This window comes from Elusimicrobiota bacterium (genome assembly GCA_041658405.1).
Lineage (GTDB): Bacteria > Elusimicrobiota > UBA5214 > JBBAAG01 > JBBAAG01 > JBBAAG01.
In genome coordinates, this window is record JBBAAG010000020.1 from 12,496 (window position 1) to 35,491 (window position 22,996).

The 22,996-nt window shown below is 41.6% G+C and carries 17 protein-coding genes and 1 tRNA gene; 14 read left to right on the top strand and 4 right to left on the bottom strand.

Annotation, left to right across the window (positions count from 1 at the left end):
- The first annotated feature begins 3 nt into the window (after positions 1–3).
- The 9 genes from WC955_05360 (at position 4) to WC955_05400 (ending at position 12,873) form a co-directional block, all read left to right on the top strand.
- On the top strand, positions 4–2,205 hold the full coding sequence (locus WC955_05360) for a response regulator (GenBank protein MFA5858475.1): 2,202 nt from the start codon (positions 4–6) through the stop codon (positions 2,203–2,205).
- 24 nt (positions 2,206–2,229) lie between these two features.
- The gene (cheB, locus tag WC955_05365) at positions 2,230–3,285 is read left to right on the top strand and encodes a chemotaxis-specific protein-glutamate methyltransferase CheB (GenBank protein MFA5858476.1); all 1,056 of its coding nucleotides are present in this window, start codon (positions 2,230–2,232) and stop codon (positions 3,283–3,285) included.
- The gene (locus tag WC955_05370) at positions 3,282–5,441 is read left to right on the top strand and encodes a response regulator (GenBank protein ID MFA5858477.1); all 2,160 of its coding nucleotides are present in this window, start codon (positions 3,282–3,284) and stop codon (positions 5,439–5,441) included. Before cheB ends, WC955_05370 begins: the two co-directional genes overlap by 4 nt.
- Before the next feature lie 68 nt (positions 5,442–5,509).
- Complete coding sequence (locus tag WC955_05375; GenBank protein ID MFA5858478.1) at positions 5,510–6,547, top strand: adenylate/guanylate cyclase domain-containing protein; 1,038 nt, start codon at positions 5,510–5,512, stop codon at positions 6,545–6,547.
- Positions 6,548–6,654: 107 nt separating this feature from the next.
- Positions 6,655–6,728 (top strand) — tRNA-Gln (locus tag WC955_05380).
- Positions 6,729–6,815: 87 nt separating this feature from the next.
- Positions 6,816–8,138, top strand: coding sequence for an alpha-L-fucosidase (locus tag WC955_05385; GenBank protein MFA5858479.1), 1,323 nt, complete (start codon positions 6,816–6,818; stop codon positions 8,136–8,138).
- A gap of 27 nt (positions 8,139–8,165) precedes the next feature.
- Positions 8,166–9,593, top strand: a complete 1,428-nt coding sequence (locus WC955_05390; GenBank protein MFA5858480.1) for a glucuronate isomerase — start codon at positions 8,166–8,168, stop codon at positions 9,591–9,593.
- Positions 9,590–12,082 carry a PAS domain S-box protein gene (locus tag WC955_05395; GenBank protein ID MFA5858481.1) on the top strand — a complete coding sequence of 831 codons (2,493 nt, stop codon included), beginning with the start codon at positions 9,590–9,592 and terminating at the stop codon, positions 12,080–12,082. The genes WC955_05390 and WC955_05395 overlap by 4 nt, the downstream gene beginning before the upstream one ends.
- Entirely contained in the window at positions 12,073–12,873 is an 801-nt protein-coding gene (locus WC955_05400; GenBank protein MFA5858482.1) for an alpha/beta hydrolase, read from the top strand. The genes WC955_05395 and WC955_05400 overlap by 10 nt, the downstream gene beginning before the upstream one ends.
- Positions 12,874–12,885: 12 nt before the next feature.
- On the opposite strand, the gene WC955_05405 is transcribed toward WC955_05400, so the two are convergent.
- From WC955_05405 to lexA, 4 genes are read right to left on the bottom strand one after another with little or no spacing between them, the layout of a single operon-like run.
- Positions 12,886–13,701, bottom strand: a complete 816-nt coding sequence (locus tag WC955_05405; protein ID MFA5858483.1) for a DUF72 domain-containing protein — start codon at positions 13,699–13,701, stop codon at positions 12,886–12,888.
- Positions 13,702–14,964 (bottom strand): DNA polymerase IV, encoded by a 1,263-nt coding sequence (gene dinB, locus WC955_05410; GenBank protein ID MFA5858484.1) that lies wholly within the window; start codon positions 14,962–14,964, stop codon positions 13,702–13,704.
- Complete coding sequence (locus WC955_05415) at positions 14,958–15,212, bottom strand: hypothetical protein (GenBank protein MFA5858485.1); 255 nt, start codon at positions 15,210–15,212, stop codon at positions 14,958–14,960. The genes dinB and WC955_05415 overlap by 7 nt, the downstream gene beginning before the upstream one ends.
- Positions 15,213–15,215: 3 nt before the next feature.
- On the bottom strand, positions 15,216–15,848 hold the full coding sequence (gene lexA / locus WC955_05420) for a transcriptional repressor LexA (protein MFA5858486.1): 633 nt from the start codon (positions 15,846–15,848) through the stop codon (positions 15,216–15,218).
- A gap of 453 nt (positions 15,849–16,301) precedes the next feature.
- On the opposite strand from lexA, the gene WC955_05425 reads away from it, so the two are divergent.
- From WC955_05425 to WC955_05445, 5 genes are all read left to right on the top strand, one after another.
- Positions 16,302–16,514 carry a hypothetical protein gene (locus WC955_05425; protein MFA5858487.1) on the top strand — a complete coding sequence of 71 codons (213 nt, stop codon included), beginning with the start codon at positions 16,302–16,304 and terminating at the stop codon, positions 16,512–16,514.
- A 114-nt stretch (positions 16,515–16,628) separates the two neighbouring features.
- On the top strand, positions 16,629–17,117 hold the full coding sequence (locus WC955_05430; protein MFA5858488.1) for a hypothetical protein: 489 nt from the start codon (positions 16,629–16,631) through the stop codon (positions 17,115–17,117).
- A gap of 4 nt (positions 17,118–17,121) precedes the next feature.
- Complete coding sequence (locus WC955_05435) at positions 17,122–18,924, top strand: Ig-like domain-containing protein (protein ID MFA5858489.1); 1,803 nt, start codon at positions 17,122–17,124, stop codon at positions 18,922–18,924.
- A 154-nt stretch (positions 18,925–19,078) separates the two neighbouring features.
- On the top strand, positions 19,079–19,954 hold the full coding sequence (locus tag WC955_05440) for a prohibitin family protein (GenBank protein ID MFA5858490.1): 876 nt from the start codon (positions 19,079–19,081) through the stop codon (positions 19,952–19,954).
- 27 nt (positions 19,955–19,981) lie between these two features.
- Entirely contained in the window at positions 19,982–22,993 is a 3,012-nt protein-coding gene (locus tag WC955_05445) for a family 10 glycosylhydrolase (GenBank protein ID MFA5858491.1), read from the top strand.
- The last annotated feature ends 3 nt before the right edge of the window (positions 22,994–22,996 follow it).

Sequence of the window (22,996 nt, forward strand, 5' to 3'; positions counted from 1 at the left end):
AGGATGGATGAAAAAGAGTTAGAATTCAAGAAACGCCTGCAGGCAACCTTTAAGATAGAAGCGGAAGAGCATGCCCGCGCTATTTCCGCGGGTATTATTGAACTTGGAAAAAATCTGCAGCCGGAAACACTCAAAAAAGTGGTTGAAAGTGTATTCCGGGAAGTACATACACTAAAAGGCGCGGCACGGGTAATGAACTTGAAGGATATAGAGTCTATATGCCAACCGCTGGAAAGTGTTTTCTCCGCGCTGAAATGCCAGGAAATCACGCTTTCACCTGAATTGTGCGGGCTATTCCATAAGGTGGCAGATACTATTTTCCAGCTTGTTGCTTCTGCCGGAGCACAGCGGCCAGGCCAGTACCATTTGCAGGACAGAGAACTAATAAAACTGCTGGCAAGTATTTCAAAGGGAACGGCAGTAAATGATAATTTAGCAAAATCAGAAATCACTGCGGACCGAAGTTCAAATGATATTCCTATTAGTGAAACAACAACGCCTTCAACAATAAATGCCGTAAGAATACCAGTGAACAAGCTGGATCCGCTGCTGGTTCAGGCGGAAGAAATGCTCCAGATTAAAATGGTTCTAAGCCAGCGATTAGATGAATTGCAGGAGATAAAACAAACCCTTATTTCATTGAAAGAGAAATCTGTAGAATCACAGGAACACCGAGAAATATTTCTGAATAGGATGCAGAACCAGGTTATTGCCGTAATTGCGGCTTTTGAACGGGACCAACGCCTGTTTGGCCGTATGGTGGACGAGCAGCTTGAAACGATGAAACAGGTATTGATGCTTCCGGTCGCCTCTCTTCTGGAAGTTTTCCCGAAATTTGTCCATGACCTGGCAAATGACCAAGGAAAAGAGGCAGAACTGATTATTCGCGGTACGGAGATTGAAATTGACAAGCGTATATTGGAGGGACTTAAAGATCCATTAATACATATAATACGCAATTGCATTGATCATGGCATAGAAAAGACTACCGCACGTGTCCGAACGGACAAACCGCCAAGAGGAACAATAACGATTGTTTTTACTCCCATGGAAGGCAGGCAGGTGGAAATACTTATCACGGATGATGGCAAAGGAATTGATGTGGAACAAGTCCGGGCAGCAGCAATAAAGTCTGGTGTAATCACAGAGAATAAAGCCCGGGAACTGAGTTTTCAAGACACATTGTCGCTTATATTTCAGTCAGGCGTGTCAACAAGTCCTATTATAACGGATATCTCCGGGCGGGGTTTGGGCTTGGCGATTGTACGCGAAAGAATTGATAAACTCGGAGGAACAGTATCGTTGGAAACCACACCTGGCGCCGGTACGACATTTCGTTTCCTATTACCGTTATCACTATCTACATTCAAAGGTGTTCTTGTAAAGGTTAACGAGCAGATGTTTATTTTTCCTGCGGTTAGCGTCCAGCGTGTAATGAGGGTGAAAAAGGAAGAAATAAAGACCGTTGAAAACCGGGAGACGATACAGGCTGCTGGGCGGGTTATTTCTGCAGTCAGGTTAGGGAATGTATTGCAGATTTCACCGCGAAAGAATACTGGTGTATCCGTAAAAGCTACAACAATTAAGTATATTCCTATAATAATCGTTTCATCAGAAGGTAAGTATATCGCTTTTATAGTTGATGAAATAATGGAGGAACATCAAATCCTTGTTAAGAGCCTTGGTAGGCAATTAAACAGTGTCAATAATATAGCCGGCGCAGCTGTGCTGGGTAACGGCAGGATTGTACCGGTAGTTAATATTCAGGACTTGATGAAGTATGCTGTTGTGACAGCTGAAACCGATAGTGTCCTGCAAGCTGCCGAAGAAAGCACGCTTAAAACCGGGAAAATCCTAGTGGCAGAAGATTCTATTACCTCACGCACACTGCTCAAAAACATCTTGGAAGCAGCGGGTTATCATGTTGCGACTGCGGTCGACGGTGCGGATGCATTCGCGCAAGTGCGATCAGGCGATTTTGAACTGGTTGTTTCTGATGTGGATATGCCGCGGATGAATGGGTTTGAACTTACTACCGGGATTCGCGCTGACAAAAAAATCAACGAATTGCCTGTGGTACTGGTAACTGCGCTGGAGTCGCGAGAAGACCGTGAACGTGGCATAGACGCCGGAGCAAGCGCATACATAGTAAAGAGCAGTTTTGACCAGAGCAATCTGCTGGAAGTAATAAGAAGACTGATTTAAACTTCATAGTTACAGGAGACTAAAATGATAAAGGTTTTGATAGTTGAAGATTCGGTTGTAGTGCAGGAATTTCTGGAACACATTCTTTCTTCAGACCCGTCAATCCAGGTGGTAGGCATTGCCAATAACGGCGAAGAAGCTATTGAACTTGTCAGGCAAGAGAAACCTGATGTTATAACAATGGACATACATATGCCGAAAATGGACGGTTTTGAAACAACCAAACTGATAATGGAAACTATGCCAACTCCTATAGTCATTATTAGCGTGATAAGCAGGATTAAAGAATCTTCTTACACTTTCAGGCTGCTTGAAGCCGGCGCTCTGGCTGTAGTGCTTCGTCCGCCAGCTTTTGATAATCCTATGCATAAGACAGCGGTTGATGAATTGATTCAGACGGTCAAGCTTATGTCCGAAGTAAAGGTTGTACGACGGATACGAAGTGCAGTGAGTATAGGCAGGAAAGCAGATGTAACAAAAATGCCTGAGGTGGGGGAAACGATACAGCTCATTGCCATTGGAGCTTCTACCGGCGGGCCCCAGGTATTGCAGAAGATACTTTCAAGATTACCCCGGGACTTGTCTGTCCCGGTACTCATAGTCCAGCACATCGCGGCAGGATTTGTCGAAGGTTTTGTCGATTGGCTGGGTGGTTCCATTCTTCTTCCGCTGCACATTCCCGTTCAGGGAGAGAAAGCTATGCCAGGGCACTGTTATATTGCTCCGGATAATTGTCACATGGGAGTGGGGCGTGACATGAGAATCGTGCTCGACAACAATAAACCAAAGAACGGCCAGCAACCCTCGGTTGCTTTTCTATTTCATTCAGTTGCTGAGGTATTGGGCCCTCATGCGGTGGGAGTTCTGCTGACCGGTATGGGTAGAGATGGCGCTATAGAATTGAAAGAAATGAAAGATAAAGGCGCTGTGACTTTAGTTCAAAATGAAGAAAGCTCTATTATTTTTGGTATGCCGGGTGAAGCAATAAAACTGGATGCGGCGACATATATTCTTTCGCCCGAAGAGATTGCCGACAGTTTAGCTGCGTTAGTGAAAAAAAACAACGGGAGGTTTTTATGAACAAAGCAACTATACTCATTGTGGAGGACAGCCTGACACAAGCTGAACAGTTGAAGCATATACTGGAACAGCATTCCTATACCGTCGAGATGGCTAATGGCGGCAAACAGGCGCTTGTTATTCTTAGTAAACAAAAACTAGATCTCGTCATAACCGATATTGTGATGCCTGAAATGCAGGGATATGAACTCTGCAAGCACATCAAATCGGATAAGAACAAAAGAGATATTCCAGTGATCCTGCTGACCTCACTTACCAGTACGGAAGATGTGTTACACGGGTTGGCTTGCGGGGCAGACAGTTTCATCACAAAACCCTATAGCGAGGATTATCTCATTTCACGAATAGAGAGCATCTTGGAAGATAAAATCCTAAGCAAAAACCTTCACCAGAAATTATCTGTTGAGATAATGCTTGACGGAAAAAAATGTTTAATTGACACAGAGTACCACCAGATATTAAACCTGCTTATTTCATCGTATGAAGCAGCTGTCAGCAAAAATACCGAACTTGTACAGGCACAGGATGGTTTGAAATTGATGAACGACCAGCTGGAAAAACTTGTTCAAGAAAGAACGGCGAGTCTTTCTGCAGAAATCATTCAACGCAAGGAAGTGGAGAAAGTACTGAAAAAATCAGTCAAAGAATGGCAGGACACATTTGATTCGACAAAGGATATTATTACATTAATATCTACAGAGCACAGATTTATAAAAGTAAATAAGGCAATGTGTAAATCTTTAGGCAAAACACAAGAAGAGGTTGTTGGTAAAAAGTGTTATGAAATTGTCCATGGAACAGATAGTCCGATTAAAGCATGTCCGTGTATAGCTACATTAAATATAGGTTCAAAAGGTGAAGCTGAGATTGAGGAACATGGAAGGAAGTATCTGGTGACAGCGTCTCCAGTGTTTGATGATAAAAACAAACTATCGTCATTTGTGCATATAATTAAAGACATTACCGAGCACAACCGGATGGAAGAAGAAAAAGATAAACTGCAAAATCAACTTTTACAGTCGCAGAAAATGGAATCTATCGGTACGCTTGCAGGCGGTATTGCCCACGACTTTAATAATCTGTTGACTGCAATCAAGGGATATGCTGATTTGTCAAAGGCAAGCATAGACAGAGAGAATCCCCTGTATAATGATTTAAATGAAATAACCCTTGCTGCTGACAGGGCGACAATCCTCACACGACAGATGCTCCTTTTCAGTAGAAACCAACCAATGAACCTCATAAACCTGAGTTTAAACAGGGTTATAGAAAATATGTCAAAAATGCTGGAACGTATTATTGGTGAGGATATTGAAATACAAACAATTTTACAATCTGATTCATGGAATACTTTGGTAGATGAATCAAGAATTGAACAGATAATAATGAATCTTTCGGTAAATGCCCGGGATGCAATGCCTATGGGGGGAATTCTGGCCGTAAAAACGGAGAATGTTACGTTAACTGAAGAACATGCTAAAGATATTTTTGATGCATATCCCGGCAGATTTATTAGATTATCAATACAGGATAATGGAGCGGGAATGAGCAATGAAGTTGTACAACGAATATTTGAACCGTTTTTCACTACAAAGGGGATTGGGAAAGGCACCGGACTCGGTTTATCTGTAGTCTATGGTATTGTCAAACAGCATAATGGATGGATAAACGTTTACAGCGAACCCAGCAAAGGAACCATATTTAAAATATATCTGCCTGCTTCTTCAGATTCAGAAATAAAAGAAATATCGGAAAAAAAAGAAGTTAAATATCATGGTTTAAAAGGGCGTGGAGAAAGGATTTTAGTTGTTGAAGACGAAGAAGGAATAAGAAAAATAGTTGATAGGGCGCTTTCATCGAATGGCTATATTGTATTTTCAGCAAGAACTGTGAAAGAAGCGCTTGAAGTATATAAAACGGAAAAAGGGGATTTTAACCTGGTCCTCAGCGATGTGGTCCTGCCGGATAGAACAGGCCTGGAATTAATAGCCCAACTACTTTTAGATAACCCCAAAATACAAGTTATTTTTTCCAGCGGGTATCTTGACGACAAATCCCAGTGGGAGATGATACAAGAAAAAGAATATAAATTCCTGCAGAAACCGTTTGAGTTAAATGAATTGCTCGTTGCTGTTAAAGAAGTTTTGGGTAAATAATAATGGTATCTAGATGACAAAATACAAAATACTTTTTGCAGACGATGAGGAATAAATGAACTGATAATATGAAGATACTTGTAGTAGACGACGAAAAACAAAATAGGAATCTGCTGTACCGCATACTGCTTCCGCATGGATATGACATATTGCTTTCCGATAACGGGGAAGATGCTCTGAATAAAATCAAAGCTGTTCCTCCCGACCTTATTTTGCTGGATGTAATGATGCCCGGTAAAAACGGTTATGAAGTTTGCAGGATACTGAAAAGCGACAAGAGCACCGTTTTTATACCGGTTGTAATATTAACTGCTTTGAATGACCGTCATGCTAAAATCAAGGGGATAGAAGCCGGAGCGGATGATTTCCTGAGTAAACCGATAGATATCCAGGAGCTTTTGACACGCGTCAAATCATTATTGCGGATTAAAACGATGCATGACGAAATTGAAAGCAAGAATGTGCTGCTCAATAAGATACTGAACCAGTATGTCGTAACGGAAGTTTCAAATCAAATGATGGAAAACCCGGATAAATACCTTAAGCTTGGCGGGGAATACTGTTGTGCTACCATACTTTTCGCGGATATCTGCGGATTTACAAATTTTTCGGAGCAGCGCAACCCCATGGAAATAGTTGAACTACTCAACAGCATATTTTCAGAGTTAACCAAGATAATATTCAAATATAACGGTACTTTTGATAAATACATAGGTGATGCTATAATGGCATATTATTCAGTTCCCGGGGATACTGTATCGAATGCAATCCGTGCTTTGAACACGGCCAAAGAGATGCAAGCCGTTTTCCTGGAAATGAAACGCAATAAACCTGAAGTCATGAATTCTCTGGGGTTGGCCATAGGGATAAATACCGGCGAAGTTGTTGTGGGCAACATAGGTTCTGAGAAAATGATGGATTATACCGTCATAGGTGATCCTGTCAATACTGCGAAAAAGTTGCAGGCAGAGGCCGTGGCAGGCCAGATTTTGTTGACTGAAAACACGTATAACCTGGTGAAAAATGAAGTTAAAGTAAAAGGGTTGCCGCCTGTTTCAATGAAAGGGAAAACAAATCCTATCAAAGTATATGAATTGCTGGAGTGAAAGGATTCGTCTCACCGCTTCTGAGTTATAAAGTAGTCACAGATTGGACACCGGATAACTTTTATAAAGACAAGTACAATTTATTTTCGTATACTTATCAATAAGATTCTGGGGTGGTGTAATGGTAACACAAGGGACTTTGGATCCCTCGTTCATGGTTCGAGTCCATGCCCCAGAACCAGGTTTTATTTAATTATAAGATTCTTGTAGTTAAGAAAGTTATGTAATATCAGTAGAAATTAATAATCAGGAGCAACTAAGAAACACTATGTCTATGAAAAATAAAGCGCCTATTGAAAAACTTAAAACCTGGCAGTTTAACCGTTTTGGTATGTTTATCCACTGGGGGTTATACTCCTTACCTGCACGGCATGAATGGGTAAAATCGCGGGAGTGTATCACCACTGAAAAGTATCAGCGGTACTTTAACGAGTTCAACCCTGATCTCTACAACCCGGATGAATGGGCATCCTGCGCAAAGAATGCTGGGATGAAGTACGTGGTGCTTACTGCAAAACATCATGAAGGGTTTTGTTTGTTTGATTCAAAACTTACGGATTACAAGTCTACCAACACGCCTTATGGTAAAGATTTGCTTAAACCGTTTGTCAAAGCGTTTCGTTCTGCTGGGATAAGAGTTGGGTTGTATTATTCCCTGCTTGACTGGCATCATCCGGATTATACGCTTGATCATTACCATCCTATGCGTAATAACCCTGGCTTTATCAAACATAACCCGTCACTGGATTTTTCAAACTACACAAAGTATCTCCACGGGCAGGTCCGCGAAATTCTTTCAAACTACGGTGAGATTGATATGGTATTCTATGACTTCACACCTTTGGATCCTAAGACAGGGAAGCCAGAGAAAGGAAGGGATTTCTGGAAGTCAGAAGAACTTGTGAGCCTTACCCGCAAACTGCAACCCGGGATTTTGATTAATGACAGGCTTGATTTACTTGATACTTCCTGGGGTTGGGATTTCCGTACACCTGAACAACTTATGCTGCCGGGACCGTTAAAAAACAAGAATGGTAAACTTATCCCGTGGGAAACATGCCAGACATTCTCAGGGTCATGGGGTTACCACCGGGATGAAGATTCCTGGAAAAGTGTACCTCAGCTTGTGAGGTTGTTGATTGATACTGTAAGCAAAAACGGTAATCTATTGCTTAACATCGGGCCAACGGCACGGGGTGAGTTTGATTCACGTGCGAAAGAACGGCTTTCCGGGCTGGGGGACTGGATGAAACAGCATAGCCGCGCTATATATGGTTGTACTTGTGCACCGGTAAAGGCTTCGGCTCCTCAGGATTCTAGGTTAACGTATAATCCTGATACTAAAAGGTTGTATATCCACATATTCTCGTGGCCGCCTTCCGGGGAGATTGTTCTCCGCGGGGTTAGTATTGAAAAAATTATGTATGCGCAATTGCTTAATGATGCGTCAGAAATTAAGTTCCATAAGTTTAAGTACTGGCGGGAGAATGATAAGTTTGTTGAATCCAGTAATAGTGAGGCAGTAACGTTCCGTGTGCCCATTAAGAAACCCGAAGTTGAAGTTCCGGTGATTGAATTGGTATTGAAATAACATAAACGGGGAGATTAATTTAAACAAATGGCTCAACCTAAACAAAAAAAACGTAGTAAAAACCGTAATACTTTATGGATGCTGGGTAATCCTACATCTAAGATTATCTATAATGAAATAAAAGATTTGCCGGTGTATGATATGCATACCCATGTGAATTTAAAGTTGGTACTCGATAATAATATACCCCCGGATCCGTGGACAGCGTTATGCGCAGGGGATCATTATGTATCGTCAATTATAGAATCTCTGGGTACAATGGGTAGGATGAAGTTTTATGATAATAGTACTGCGCCATATGATAAATGGACTGCCTATGCTGCGGTATTCCCTAAACTTGCCGGGGTACAGGTACATGACTGGATGAGGTTGATGCTACAGGGCCTAGGGGTGGAGGAAGAGTTTAATCTATCTACCGCAAAAAGTATTTGGTCGGTGCTAAACAAAAAAATTCAGTCCGAAACGTACCGCCCGGTTGAAATATTTAAACGCACAAATATTGAGTTTATGAGTACCACAGACAGTCCAGTGGATAACCTTGAGCAAATATCCCGGGCTGAAAAGTTTTTCCCTAAACACTACTGGCGGCCCGCATGGCGGCCGGATGGAATATTTAATATTATCCCCGCATCGTTACAACCCCGTGCATGGATGGATAATATTGAACTCCTGGAGAAAGTTTCCGGTAAAAGTATTAAGGGTAGCCTTAATGCATTGAAGAACGTGCTGTCTGGCCGTCACGACTTTTTTTCTGAGAACGGGTGCCGTGCAAGTGATTACGGGATGAAAGTTCCGTATGGCCATGAGGTAAGTGGCCGCCGTGCAGAGGATGTGTTTATCAAAGCGTGTAAAAACGAACCTGTAACCAAAGAGGAGAACGCGGACTTCCAGGCGTATATGCTGAGATACTCAATGGAGATGGACTACGAAAAAGGGTGGGTGTCACAGATACATTACGGGCCGTTGCGTAACATGCGCGAGGTTGCAAAACAATGCGGCGGGGTGGATTCAGGCTGTGATACCGTAGGAGGGTGTCCTGATGTTGCGGATGCGTTACGGCCGTTACTGAATTATTTTGATACTTCTGACGGAAGGCATCATAAGATTTGTATTTATACCCTGGATAAAAGTGATTGGATGAAAATCGCGGGCCTTTCACGTATATACCCAAGCGTATACGCCGGGATGTCATGGTGGTATTACGATTCGGTATCCGGTATGCTTGAATATTTCCGGACAGTACCCGATGCAGGAGCAGGGTTGTGTAAGGTCGGGCCGTTTGTTACTGATGCAAGAAATATTTATTCGCTTATCCCGCGGACAGAAGTTTACCGCCGGTGTCTTTCCACCGTCCTTGGTGAGTTTGTGGAGTTCCGCGGGAATTCTGTGAAGTCAGTACTTGACCTTGCGCGCTACTTGTGCGGTGAACACGTAAAAGGATTGTTGGGACTATGAAAAAACATGAAGTTGTAAGTTTAGAAACGTATAAACAGGTTAAACAACAGTATGAAAGCCTTTCAGAACTTATACAGCTGTTTGAAGATCTGTCAGCAAAGATTTATAGAAAAACAGAGGTAAATGATATATTTCAAGCTCTAATAAATGAGTTTGGGAAAACTAAAAGTTATAGTATAACCATTTCTTTGATGAGTGAAGACAATAAGGAGTTGAGAACTAAGTATCATTCTATCTCCAGGAACACTACTAAAGTATTGAAAACAATTGCGAATACTAATGCTGCAGAAGTTAATATTAAGATTGCAGGTACACGGTTTTGGAAACGCGTGATTGAAGAAAAATGTTCGTTGTTGGTATCAGCAAAAGATGTTGCCTGCGACACGTTTCCAAAGAATATGAGCGGGAATATAATTAACTCGCTTGATTACAGCCAAAACACGATGGTAGTGATGGCACCGTTAATAAAGAATAATGCGGTTATTGGAGTAATGGTATTACGGTGTTTCCATAATATTGAGTTGTTCATGAAGTCAATAAAATACTTTTCTTCGATGATTACCCATGCGCTTGAATATGCTGAGAATAGTGTGCTGCAAACACAAGTCCGGAGCAGCGAGATTAAGTACCGCGAGTTGGTCGAAAATCTTATTGACGGCATTTTTTCAATAGATAAAAAAGGGTATATTACGTACGTTAGCCCTGTGATTGAAAAGATGCTAGGGTGGGATGCTGAAAACCTTATTGGCAAAAATGTCGCGCAGTTTATCTATGCTGACGACCGTCAGAGGATAATGAACGCTTTTGGTTATGTATTGAAAGGAATTTATAACCCTCAGGAGTATAGGTTGGTGCATAAAGACGGGGCAATAATATGGGTACGGAGTTATAGTAAGCCAATAATAGAAAATGGTGTAACAATAGGGATACGCGGTATTTTAGTCGATGTGAATGACCGCAAAAATATTGAACAGGAGAAAGAAAATTTGTTGAAAGCTATCGAACTCAGCGGTACTGCTGTGTTGATTGCTAATACTGATTTTGTTATTACTAACGTAAATAAAACTATGCAAGAATTGTTTCAATATCAAGCTTTGGAACTTATAGGTAAACCCATATCGTTTATTGCAAATACTTCGTACCGGGATTACAATAATGTTGTGAGTAACGTAGTAGGAGAAATAAAAAAACACGGGATCTGGGAAGGCGAATTGTATCTCAAGCGTAAAGACGGTACCACGTTTGTTTCATTCTCTAGAATTGCAGCTATTAAAAACGAAAAAGGCGAGTTTCAACATTATTTTGCTACTTACAACGACATTACTGAACGCAAGAAAGTAGAGGAAGAGCGTGCGAGAACACAAAAACTTGAATCACTTGGAATCCTTGCCGGTGGGATCGCTCATGATTTTAATAATATATCCACCGGTATTTTAGGGAATATTTCATTAGCAAAGAAACGTGTTGTTCCCAAGTCAGAGGAATTTGAGATACTCAAGGATGCAGAAGCTGCAGCGATGCAGACAAAAGAATTGGCATCTCAGTTGTTGTCATTAACAAAAAACCCGATGATAAAACGGGAATCAATAGATCTTAACGCGCTGGTAAAACAAATCGTGCGGTTCACTGCTCGCGGTACAAATGTTGAGATTAAATGGCAGCCATCTAAAACACCGGTATTTTCAAAACTTGATGGAAACCAGATTAAACAGGCAGTGAATAATGTTGTGTTGAACGCTATACAATCAATGCCTACAGGCGGGATAATAAACGTGGTATTGACCAATTTTGTTAATACAAAAAAGAAATCGGTACTTGAGTATTCGAAAGAATACGCGAAATTGTCAATCCGGGACCACGGGATTGGAATCGCAAAAGAAAGTATTAGCAAAATATTTGATCCATACTTTACTACAAAACAAACTGGGAGCGGGCTGGGGTTGACAATAGTTTATTCAATTATTAAAAACCATGGGGGGCATATAGAGGTTTATTCCGAAATAGGCGCGGGGACGGAAGTTGATATATATTTACCAACCGAAAAAAGTGTTAAACATTTACGTAGTACGAAAAAAAAGGTAAACAAAAAGTTGGATAAAAAACAAAACATATGTGTGCTTGTGATGGATGATGAAGAGTATATCCGTAAAGTATCAACTCGGTTGCTTAGTACATTGGGGTATACTGCTGTTACAGTGAAGGACGGCGCTGCTGCGGTAAAAGCATACAAAGTTGCGATGAAGAATAAACATAAGTTTGACTTAGTTATTTTGGATCTCACGGTTATTGGTGGGATGAGCGGGAAAGATGCGGTAAAATTGTTGCTGGAGTTCGACCCGGGAGCAAAGGTCGTGCTTTCAAGCGGGTATTCAAACGACGTTGTTGTACAAAACTATAAAAAGTACGGGTTTTCCGGGGTAATGACAAAACCGTATACTATAGAAGACCTCGAAGAAGTTATTAGAAAGGTAATGACAAAATGGAATTAAAACTTTGGGAGTGTAACTTTCCAGGTGCTGATCCGGTATGTGGAGAACATGTACCGTCGATAAGCCTATATTTATTGGATTCTCAAATTATCCGCCCGGTAATAGTTGTATATCAGGGAGGCGGGTACGGTGCGCGTGCGGGGCATGAAGGCGAGCCTATTGCGAGATGGTTAAACAGTATCGGAGTTTCAGCTGTTATATGCAGTTACCGTGTCAAACCTTATAAACATCCATGGCCGTCAGTTGATGCGCGGAGGGCGATACGGTTAGTGCGGTTCAATGCAGAAAAATGGAATATCGATCCTGCCAGAATTGGTGTGATAGGCTTTTCCGCGGGGGGGCATCTCGCTGCAACAGTGAGTACAATATTTGAGGATGACTACACCCCGGAGGTACCTGATGATATTGATAAAATATCTGCACGGCCGGACTTCAGTGTATTGTGTTATCCCGTAATATCATTTTCGGAATACCGGCATAGCGGGTCTATGCGTAACCTGCTTGGAGAAAATCCTGATGAAAATCTGGTACAAAAGTATTCGTTAGAGAAACGTGTTACTGCTGAAACACCGCCGGCGTTTATCTGGCATACAGCCAACGATAAGTCTGTACCCGTAGAAAATAGTACGTTGTATGCTAATGCGTTGAGTAAATATAAAATTCCTCATGAGTACCACATTTTTGTTGATGGCCCGCATGGGATCGGTATTAAGGAACAGTATCCAAGCATAGTACCTGCGTGGAAACAATTATTCTCTACCTGGCTGAAAGTAATGAAATTTGTTGAGTAAAGCAGTGTAAAATTAGATACGTTCTATTAGCTGTTTCATCAGCATTGCATTTTTCGCGGCACTGCCCGCATGGCAGTTGTTAAAAAATATGAGGACTTTGTTTACGATATTGACAAAGTTTTGTATTACCGGGATAAACTCGCTTAACTCTTTTGCGGAATAATCGTAGTTATACCTATCCTCGTATGATTTGTACCAGTTAAGGTTGCGACCATGTAAGCGTATATATGCGATATCCGCTGAGGTGGTTTTTGGGACAAACGGCATCAGCCGGGGTAGCTGCGGTTCGTCTACCACGCAGTACGCGAAGTTGTGGGTTTTCAAAAAGGTGTATGTCCCGTCGGTGTTCCATTCTTTCCCCCGGAATTCGAGGGTTAACGGTATGTCGCCAAAACTGTCTTTACACATCAGTAAATATTCTTCCGACTGAGGTGAGGGTTTGAAGTATGGCGACATCTGGAGCAATACCGTGCTGAGTTTGTGAGATTGTATTATTGGTTGTAAAGAGTACTTGAATTTATCGATAGTGTCCGGTACATCGGACATTTTCGGGTGTTTAATATTATCCGGGATTTTGGGGTCAAACGGGTCGTGTGTGATCCCGCGGTATGCTTTTACCGTGAACTCAAACCCGGGAGGTGTCTTTCGGTCCATCCCAAGGAATGACTTGTCAGAAACTAAAGTGTAGTACGTTGAGTTTATCTCAACGGTATTGAACCCAAGTTTGTCGACGTAATATCCTAACGCATCAGCTGATTTTGTGCCTTCAGGATATACCGTCCCCACCCAGTCTTTGAACCAAAACCCTGATGTCCCGATTTTCAGCATTTACTTTCCTCTCCGGCTATCAAATATATGTTTACCTATGAGCCCGCACCGGTTTTCCTGTTTCCCGAACTTTTCAGCGAGTGCTACCATCGCAGGGCGTAAGGTAAACTCGCCGTACTTGTTGTTGATACCGTCAATCGCGGAAACCAGGCGTTGAGTTTTATTAATATCTTCCAGCAGGAACGTTTGGTTATTCTTCACAAGTGATGATATACTCAACCCGGCTAACCGCACAGATTTCTTTAACGGTAACAATTTTACAAATATTTTTTGTGCGGTGCCATAAATTTCGTGGCCTGTGTTTATATACCCGCCGGTATTGTGTTGCTGCCCAAACCCTGTGAAGTCGCCGTAGCGTATATACAACGACACTACACGTCCAAAGAAGCCGTACTTGCGTAACCGCGCAGCTATTTTTTCGGATAACATCAGAAGGTAGGAGTTTACAATGTTTAAATCACAGGTATCCGAGGGAAGGGTTAAACTATGTCCCACAGATTTTATGTTGGTTTGAGTATTGTACTTGCGGACAACAGTATCCCCGCGGCCCTGCCCGATACGTTTGAGGATATGCCCGAGGATGCCAAAGTGGTGGGTGAGCAACGATTCGTCAGTATCGCCCAGCTGTTTTGCCGTATTAATCCCCAGGGAATTAAGTTTTTTTTCTAACTGCCGTCCAATACCCACACCCTGGAGTTTGGATAACGGTAATACGTCGAACAGTTGAGGGATATCACGGTCGTTAAGTTCGTATAATCCGTCAGGTTTGTAAAACTTAGCGGCAAGTTTAGCGGTAACTTTATTACTCCCGATACCTATGGAACACGTGATCCCGTACTTTTCGCGGATCCTTTGTTTAATTTGTTTTGCCATACCAACTGCACCGCCGGTATGCAGTTTTGCGGTATCCGTTACATCCATAAAACATTCGTCAATCGAGTATACTTCCACCTGGTCAGTATAGTCCGTCAATATTTTTTGTATGCCAACAGATGTATCAATATACTTCTCATGGTTGCCAGCGATAAGGTTTAAGTGTGGACACAATTTCTTTGCTTCATATACCGGCGTACCGGTTTTTATGCCGTACTTCCTCGCTTCATACGATGCGGTGACAATTATTGTGCGTTTCCACGTACCGTCATTCTGTGCTGGTGCGCCGCATACCGCCACGGGCTTACCGCGTAATGCAGGATTCACTGATTGTTCAACCGATGCGAAGTATGAGTCCATGTCTAACAAAAAAATTGTGGGGGTTAGCATTCGGTTTTCTCCAGGCGCCAAACCAGTGTTTTTTGGTTAAAACTAAGTTCGTACAATGTTGAGCTGTCAGTTACGGTAACCGCGAAGTGTATTACCACAGCTTCACCGTCAATTGTGCGCCAGGTGTATGTTGTTTTGCTGACGTTATACTTTTTGTTGTCCAGCATAAACCATTTGGGTTTAATGTTAAACCCGTCAAATACCACGCCTGTCTTCACCTTCTTATTTATCTCTGTTATATTTGGCATATTTTATTTTTTGTACTGCCTCAAGACCATTAATATTTTCCCTAGTATCTTAATATTCGTCGTTACAATAGGTTTATACTCCGGGTTCTCGGATATAAGTTCCACACAATCCTTCTTCGGGCGGTAACGTTTGATCACGGCTTCATTATCTTCGGGTAATAATGCAGCAACAATGTCGCCATTAACCGCTGTGGGTTGTGGTTTAACAAATACAACGTCGTTATCACAAATCCCTGCGCCGGTCATACTATCGCCTTTCACGCGTAATGCAAAAATTCCGGGGTCTTGTGTGAACAACTGCGCGAAGTTGATGTAGGTTTCAATATTTTCTACCGCAAGGATTGGCCTTCCTGCACTTATACGCCCAACCAGTGGTATGCCTGTTTTCCCATGGGGGATAAACGGTGATACGTCATCATCACCCCGGCTGGTTAGCATAATGCCTCTGGACTGTTGTGTTGTAAGTTTTACCATCCCTGCTGCCTGTAATGATTTTAGGTGGTATCTCACGGTCCATGTTGACCTCAACCCCGTAGCTATAGCGAGTTCCCTGAGTGTTGGCGGGTACCCTTTTGTGCGGTACCATTTGGTGATCATATCCATAATCTTGGTTTTTGACCGGTCGCCTCGTTTCATCGGTGTTTGTTCTCCTTATCCTATGAATTTTGTTTTTTATTGTTACAACATTATTAAATCCGTAATCGCAGAATCACAGTAACGGTCGTTAATATGTAGTATAGCACAAATGTGCTAATTTGTCAAGTATCTTTAAAAACTTGATTATATACACATCCTCAAGTGGTATTCGCTCAATAGCCTTTCCCGTGGACGGGAAACGCTGAAATCGCTCATACCATCTTACGGATGTGTACAAGTGAAATTTGATTTATTACGAAAATAGTTTGTATAATATTTAATATACGTATTCGGATTCGGGTTGGGTTGGGTTGGTTGGAAGGAGTAAAAACGATGGCGATTGTTAATACGTTGAGGATTTATGAAGCGTTACGGATTGGGATGGAAGACAGTAATGCGCGTGTTATTGCGGATGTAATAGAAAACTCGTTTTAGGAGTACAAAGTTAACCAAATGGAATTTCTTGTGACAAAACAGGACATTAACGAGTTTCGTGTGTCAACCAAAAAAGAGTTTGACGAGTTGCGGAAAGAATTTATGGAATCTGAAAAACGGTTGTTCCGCGAAATTCAAAGTACAAAGTCCGAACTGGTCCGCTGGACGTTTATGTTTATCCTTGGCCAAACAGGCGTATTGCTCGCATATATAAGTTATTTGGTGAAATAAACCAAAATATTATTTTCAAAAAGCCAAATTCAAAAAGCCAAAGTGTAAAAGTTCCGGATGTGTAAAGCGTGTTTTATTGGTATAATTAACAATATATCACACAGGAGAACTGTTTTGGCGAAATCAACAACGCTAATTTTGTGCGTGTTAATAATAATTTTTAGTACTACCGTCAATTCGGTATCATTTGAAAAAAAGCTGCGCTTAAGTAATATCATTCACAAATCGTGTCTCACTCTTGGCTGGCCTTACGTCGGAATAAAAACAGTAATCGTTGATCCGTTATCGCTTGAACTACGCGTGGCGTATTGTACCGGTACAACGTACGGCGGACTACGGGGGTACTACGAGTTGGCGTATAACAACCGTCTTCGCGGCGGAGTATTAGCGGAAATTGGCGCAACGGGTTTTACCCGCGAAAAGTTTTCGGGTAACGGTGGTGTTGTTGGTATGGCAGTATACGGCGAATATTTTGTGTTAAACAATATTGGAGTTACGTTAGACTTTGGTCCCGCGTATATTGACTTAACAGATAAAGACGGGTATAGAAGCAGCGGATTAGAATGGGTAATAAATACCGGATTGTCGTGGTATTTTAGGTGAAAACATGAAAATTGTACAAATAGTGATCATCTTAGCAGCAATGATGTTTTCAACGATTCAATTATTCGCAGAGAATAGTTATGACCAATACGCTGGCTTGCATTTCGGAATCATTGATGCGATAAATAGTAAGGTAGACGATATTGGGCAAAAAAGAACTCAGGTCATTCCGCAACCAAGTATCACCGGAAAGGTTTTGATACCCGCGAGTCAACTAAATGCGGCAATAAGAGCAAGCCACTCGCAAGGGCTAACAACTCGGCCGTTAACCGGCGCTACTGTAACTCTAAACCGTATGAATAATGATGGTAGCCTCTCGCAAATACCCGGATTTACTTGTATCACAGACACAGAAGGCGTATATAGGTTGGATAATATACCAACGGAAAACAATTTGGTTTTGGAAGCCACATTGACGGAATCAACGACTACTCTAAAAATTAGAAGTGTGGTAAGTGTTACATTGAACGATAACAATACCTTGAAAAGCGGGGTGGACTTATCGGTCGAAACATCTTTTGTATACCAAGCATTGAAAGAAATTTGTGTTTATCGAAATATATCAGCACCTGAAATCAATGCCGTTGAATTTGAAGTGTTATCGGACTTGATAACCAGTAATTTATCAACCGAACTCGCAAAATCGTCGTCAACAATTTCTATTAATAACATTATTTCAAACGATACTGTGCTATCAAACCAGTGGGAGAACTTGAAATTGAATTATTTAGATCTCGGAGATGAAGTTAGAGAAGTGAAAAAAATGAAAGCACAAAGGATAGAAGTAGTGCCTTCTACAGCTACTTTGCTAGTAGGTAACACAATACAGTTTTCTGTATATGCCTTTTATGCCGATTCTTCTACAAAGAACTGTGCTTTGTTATCCTCTTTGACCGTATCTGCCACCAACACGATATCGATAGATACACACAATGGTTTGATAAAAGCTATTACACCAGGAAGAATTAGTATTAGTTTTTGTTACGAAAACGAGGTGTCGTCTATAGAAATTTGTGTTATAGCATTTTCGCATATTATGGTAATGCCATCTTCAGCAACATTTATTTGTGGTAGTTTCCCGTTTAGGGCTTATGCGGTGTATACGGATTCATCAACAGTCGATTGTACGGAATTGTCAGTTTGGACATCATCCGATTCTACAATCGCTACAGTAGATTCTCATAATGGTATTGTGACAGCCATTTCAACTGGTACAACGACTATAAGTTGTTTTTATAATAATGTAAGTACAATAACAATTGTTAATGTCAATCCGAAAATAAATGGTAATGATTATTTCCCGCTTCGAGCAGGAATGAGAATGTCCTATAAGATAAATAACATATTTGAAAATAAAGTATTTGAAAAAATAATTACTGTCGGTGATCCTGTTCAAATAGGAGAAGAAATATTTTATCTATTTGACACATTTCCCTACGGTTCCACCGGTTATAAGTCAGATTTAAGGTTTAGGCAAGACTCACAAAGTCAGGTGATAGAATTAGACAATAATGTAAGAACTATAAGGTATAAATTATCCGTGTCAACAAATACTCGATGGTCAACTCAAATATGGGAAAGATTGATAAAAGAATTGGTGGATGTAAATATTCGATATGAAAATAAAACATCAGTACAAACTCCTGCTGGCATATTTAATGATTGTAGGGAGTATTACTTTATTATTGCAGCAGACTACGAATGGTATGAATGGTTAGCTCCTGGAATTGGATTAGTGAAATATGCTTTTTATGGATATCCTGGCGTGATGATTGAATGGGAATTAAAAGGGGTAGTATTAGAGTAATAAATATTTGGAGTATTTGCAGTAGTGCGGGACGGGGTTGACTTAGTGCACTTATAAGTTATATGTTAACAGATAACATGATATTGATTTTGATAACAGTATTTGAAATAGTGTCAGAAAACAGACAATATATTTTTAGAGGAGGAATCGTAAAATGTTAGTACTATCGTTAATCGTTTTAGCCGTATCGTTAATGCTGATTTTTAGCCAGAGATTAGGTATTGGTATTGTTCGCGGGAATAATAATGCCGGTCCGGGGGCTGGGTTCTTGCGGAATGCAGGGTTTATCGGGGTAGTAGTTTTTTTTGTTATGTTAGCAACAACGGTACTTTATGTTATCAACCCCGGTGAAGTCGGGGTTGAAGTATTGTTTGGTTCAGTCCAGCGTTTCTCAGAGAACGGGTTGCATGTGAAGAACCCGTTGTCGAATGTGTATATATTTGATATCAAAACCCAGAGGGAAGAACAAAAGTCGGAAGGTGCAAGCCAGGATTTGCAGTTGGTGGTTGTAGAATCTATAGTTAACTACCGCCTTGACGCATCAAAAATTCCAACACTGTATTCCAAAGTTGGGTACGATTTTGTGCATAAAGTTATTGTTCCGTCAATCCATGAATGTGTAAAAGCGGCAGTAGCGTTATACAGAGTGGAAGATATCATTGTTAAACGCCATGAAGTGAAACAAAAGATCACTGAAGCGTTGAAATTAAAACTTGAAAATTACTACGTTATTCTGGAAGACGTAAATATTATGGATATCGATTTTTCGCCTGAGTTCAATAAAGTGGTGGAAGAAAAACAGATTGAGGAACAAAAGATTAAAACCGCGGAATACCGCCGGCAGCAGGCGGAACAGGATAAGCAGCGTGTGATACTCGAAGGACAGGGTGAAGCTGAAAAACAACGGTTGTTGAAAGTTAATACATCAAAAGAAGTGATAGACCTTAAATGGATTGAAAAATGGGATGGTAAACTGCCGGTGACAATGCTTGGGTCAAACAGTGTACCGATGGTTAATCTCGGGAAGTAATGTTCGGGTACAGAGGACAGGATTAATATGAAAAAGTTTTTTGTATCTGTATTAACACTGTTTTTTTGTATAACATTTTCTCTGCCCGTATGGAGTGCAGGGATTGATGTTATTAAATTATCCGACTGGATCTCCGCAGACCCGGTACAGTGCAAGAAAAGTGTTGGTACTGCAAACCCTATTATCCTGCAAGTACGGGAAGTAGCGGAAACGTGTTACCCCAGTAAGTACGAACCCTGGACAAAGTTTCTTAACTACACAAACCCCGGGTTTGACCCTCTAAAAACTGTGATTGAAGACGCTCATACCCGTGGAGTGAAAGTTTATGCGTATATTAACGTATTCCCTGTGAGTTACGGAGATACTATCCCTCCGCAGGGGTTAACTCCGGGACATATGTATTACAGCGGGTATAACTGTTACGCAACAGAGAAAGGCGATCCCTGGGGGTGTGTTTCAAAAAATCTTACTCCGGTATCCGCGCCGTTGAACGGGTCGAAGTATTTTTATGTTTCCCCGGGAATACCCGCAGCACAGCAGCATATAAAAAAAGTTATACTCGAAATTGTTGATTCATATAATATCGACGGGATTATTTTGAATGAACTAAAATACCCGGCACAGGAAACCAGTCCTGACCCTGTGAGTAAAGAACGGTTTTTTGCCAGAGGTAATCTCGCACGGCGTGATTGGGATGACTGGCAGCGTGAACAGTTAACACGGTTTATCACAAACATTTATGCGGAAGTAAAAAATAGAAAGCCGGAGGTAACCTTGAGTGTAACCGCCGCAGGGTTGGTAACGCCGTATTTTGAGGATGAGTTTTATAATACAAGAATTCCTAGCGGGTACTATGATTATTACCAGGACCCCGCAGCATGGATTACCCGCGGGATTGTTGATACGGTATATTCTGTTGAAACTATTAATAATAAAGTATTGAAATATTTTGATTCTAATATACTGAACAAAAATCATGGTTACAATCTAGCTTCATACGCGATGATAAAAGGTGTTGTTAAAGACGAAACAGGGCAGCTGGTAACTGATGCGTCAGTAAGTTTGTGTGATAACATTAAAGGTAATACTGTGAGTTCCACGGTTACCTCCATGGACGGAACCTATGCGTTTGTTAAAGTGTCAACTTCAACGGAATACAGGGTTATAGCGGAATATGATGGAGCCGATAGTGTTGAGGTGTCAAGTATAACACTGAGTTCCAGCGAAATTAGGGAAGTTGGCCTCACGATACAAGGAGTTGATATTGCACGGCAACTGAATTTTGTGCATATCTTCGATCCGGTAGATAACAGCGAGGTTAATACCGGTGTTATACATATACTTGGACGTACAATACCGGGGTATACGGTTATGATCGGGACAGTAACTACACAAGTATTCCCTACCGGCGCATTTGCGGTTGACGGTGTGCGGTTATCCTCAGGGATTAATCAAATCCCTGTAACCGTTACGACCCCGCAGAATGTTTCAACCACCAGGATTTATAGAGTGTCATACATAAATAAAGAAAAGGCGGGAAGCGATAAAGAAGCGAAGTTTAGGGTTTTAGAACCTTCAGGTGATGTTGCTGTTTATACAGGTAAAGACGCGGTTGAGTTCAAACTTGACGGGCCTAGCGGGTATGCGTGCCGCGCGGTTATCAACGGGGATAAACGTATAAATTTAACTGAGGTTGCCGGGGTGGATAAGATAAAAAGTGTTTACTACGCGAAGTATGTGCCGTTTGCAGGGGATGATGATGAGGATGATAATAGTGCACAACGAGTTGTTTTTGAAACTACAAAAGGGAAAAAGTTTTGCGTGTTCAGCAGTATAAAAAAAATGAGTACTGATGCAAAAATTGAGATTTGGCCTTCTGCGTATGTTCGTATAGCGGAAACTGTTGACGATAAAACACCGGTGGTTTATGGATTACACGATGTACGTCTTGGCGGGCCGTATATCGCGGAACTGCCTAAAGGTACACGGTTTGTTGTTTTAAGCCGTAAGGGTGAGATGTATAATATCAACCTGTCAAAATCGTTATCCGGCTGGGTTTCGGTTAAAAGCGTGAAACTCTTACCGCCGTCCACACCCGTACCACACAATTATTTTACCTACTGCAGTGCCGGAGGAAATGAGGATAGTGATTTTGTGTGGATACAAATGTCCGCGCCGGTAGCTTATGCAGTTAAGCCTGAACCGGGGAAGCCTAATAAAATAGTGATCGATTTTTTTGATACCCATAACGCAACAACATGGATCACGCATAAAGCCAGTGCTACGGTTATAGATGCTGTTATATGCGAACAAGTGGAGGATAACCTTGACCGCATAAGTGTTGTGTTGAACACAAACTTTATCTGGGGTTACCGTGCAGAAAAAATTGTGCGCGGTGGTGTGCCTGGGTTGATGCTGTATATAAAACGCCCGCCGAAAGGTGATTCTTTAAAAATAATAAAAAATTCTACCTCTCCGGTGAACGGGTTAATAATAGCAATTGAAGCCGGGCATGGCGGGCCGGGGAGTACCGGAGCTGTTGGGTTAATGGGGTTCAAGGAAAAGGATGTTAATCTGTATCAGGTAGGCGTGCTTAAACAGATACTGGAATCACGCGGGGCAAAGGTTGTTCTTATGCGTCCAGGTGATACTGCGCTGGACTTCTCAAAGAAACTGCAGTACGCGTCCGACGGGAAAGCGGATCTTATACTGACAATCCATTCAAATGCAGGGGGTAATGCTGTGGGGTTCAACCGCCGGCTTGGGACGAGTACGTATTATAAATACCTTCACTGTAAACCATTAGCGGAATTTATATGGAAAGAATTACTGAACCTCGGTGAACTCGGGGATTTTGGCCTGGTTGGTAATTTTAATTACTCGCCATTACGAGATACCAGGATACCGGCAATGCTTGTGGAGCAAGCGTTTATGACTGATCCTTATGAAGAAGCATTGCTTGTGGATAAAGAGTTTCATAAACGCCAGGCTGAGGCTGTCATCTGCGGGCTGGAAAAATTCCTTATCAGTTTAAAGTAAGGG

Coding starts and splice junctions, on each gene's coding strand:
- WC955_05360 (MFA5858475.1), top strand. CDS start 4: ATGGATGAAAAAGAGTTAGAATTCAAGAAACGCCTGCAGGCAACCTTT.
- cheB (MFA5858476.1), top strand. CDS start 2,230: ATGATAAAGGTTTTGATAGTTGAAGATTCGGTTGTAGTGCAGGAATTT.
- WC955_05370 (MFA5858477.1), top strand. CDS start 3,282: ATGAACAAAGCAACTATACTCATTGTGGAGGACAGCCTGACACAAGCT.
- WC955_05375 (MFA5858478.1), top strand. CDS start 5,510: ATGAAGATACTTGTAGTAGACGACGAAAAACAAAATAGGAATCTGCTG.
- WC955_05385 (MFA5858479.1), top strand. CDS start 6,816: ATGTCTATGAAAAATAAAGCGCCTATTGAAAAACTTAAAACCTGGCAG.
- WC955_05390 (MFA5858480.1), top strand. CDS start 8,166: ATGGCTCAACCTAAACAAAAAAAACGTAGTAAAAACCGTAATACTTTA.
- WC955_05395 (MFA5858481.1), top strand. CDS start 9,590: ATGAAAAAACATGAAGTTGTAAGTTTAGAAACGTATAAACAGGTTAAA.
- WC955_05400 (MFA5858482.1), top strand. CDS start 12,073: ATGGAATTAAAACTTTGGGAGTGTAACTTTCCAGGTGCTGATCCGGTA.
- WC955_05405 (MFA5858483.1), bottom strand. CDS start 13,701: ATGCTGAAAATCGGGACATCAGGGTTTTGGTTCAAAGACTGGGTGGGG.
- dinB (MFA5858484.1), bottom strand. CDS start 14,964: ATGCTAACCCCCACAATTTTTTTGTTAGACATGGACTCATACTTCGCA.
- WC955_05415 (MFA5858485.1), bottom strand. CDS start 15,212: ATGCCAAATATAACAGAGATAAATAAGAAGGTGAAGACAGGCGTGGTA.
- lexA (MFA5858486.1), bottom strand. CDS start 15,848: ATGAAACGAGGCGACCGGTCAAAAACCAAGATTATGGATATGATCACC.
- WC955_05425 (MFA5858487.1), top strand. CDS start 16,302: ATGGAATTTCTTGTGACAAAACAGGACATTAACGAGTTTCGTGTGTCA.
- WC955_05435 (MFA5858489.1), top strand. CDS start 17,122: ATGAAAATTGTACAAATAGTGATCATCTTAGCAGCAATGATGTTTTCA.
- WC955_05440 (MFA5858490.1), top strand. CDS start 19,079: ATGTTAGTACTATCGTTAATCGTTTTAGCCGTATCGTTAATGCTGATT.
- WC955_05445 (MFA5858491.1), top strand. CDS start 19,982: ATGAAAAAGTTTTTTGTATCTGTATTAACACTGTTTTTTTGTATAACA.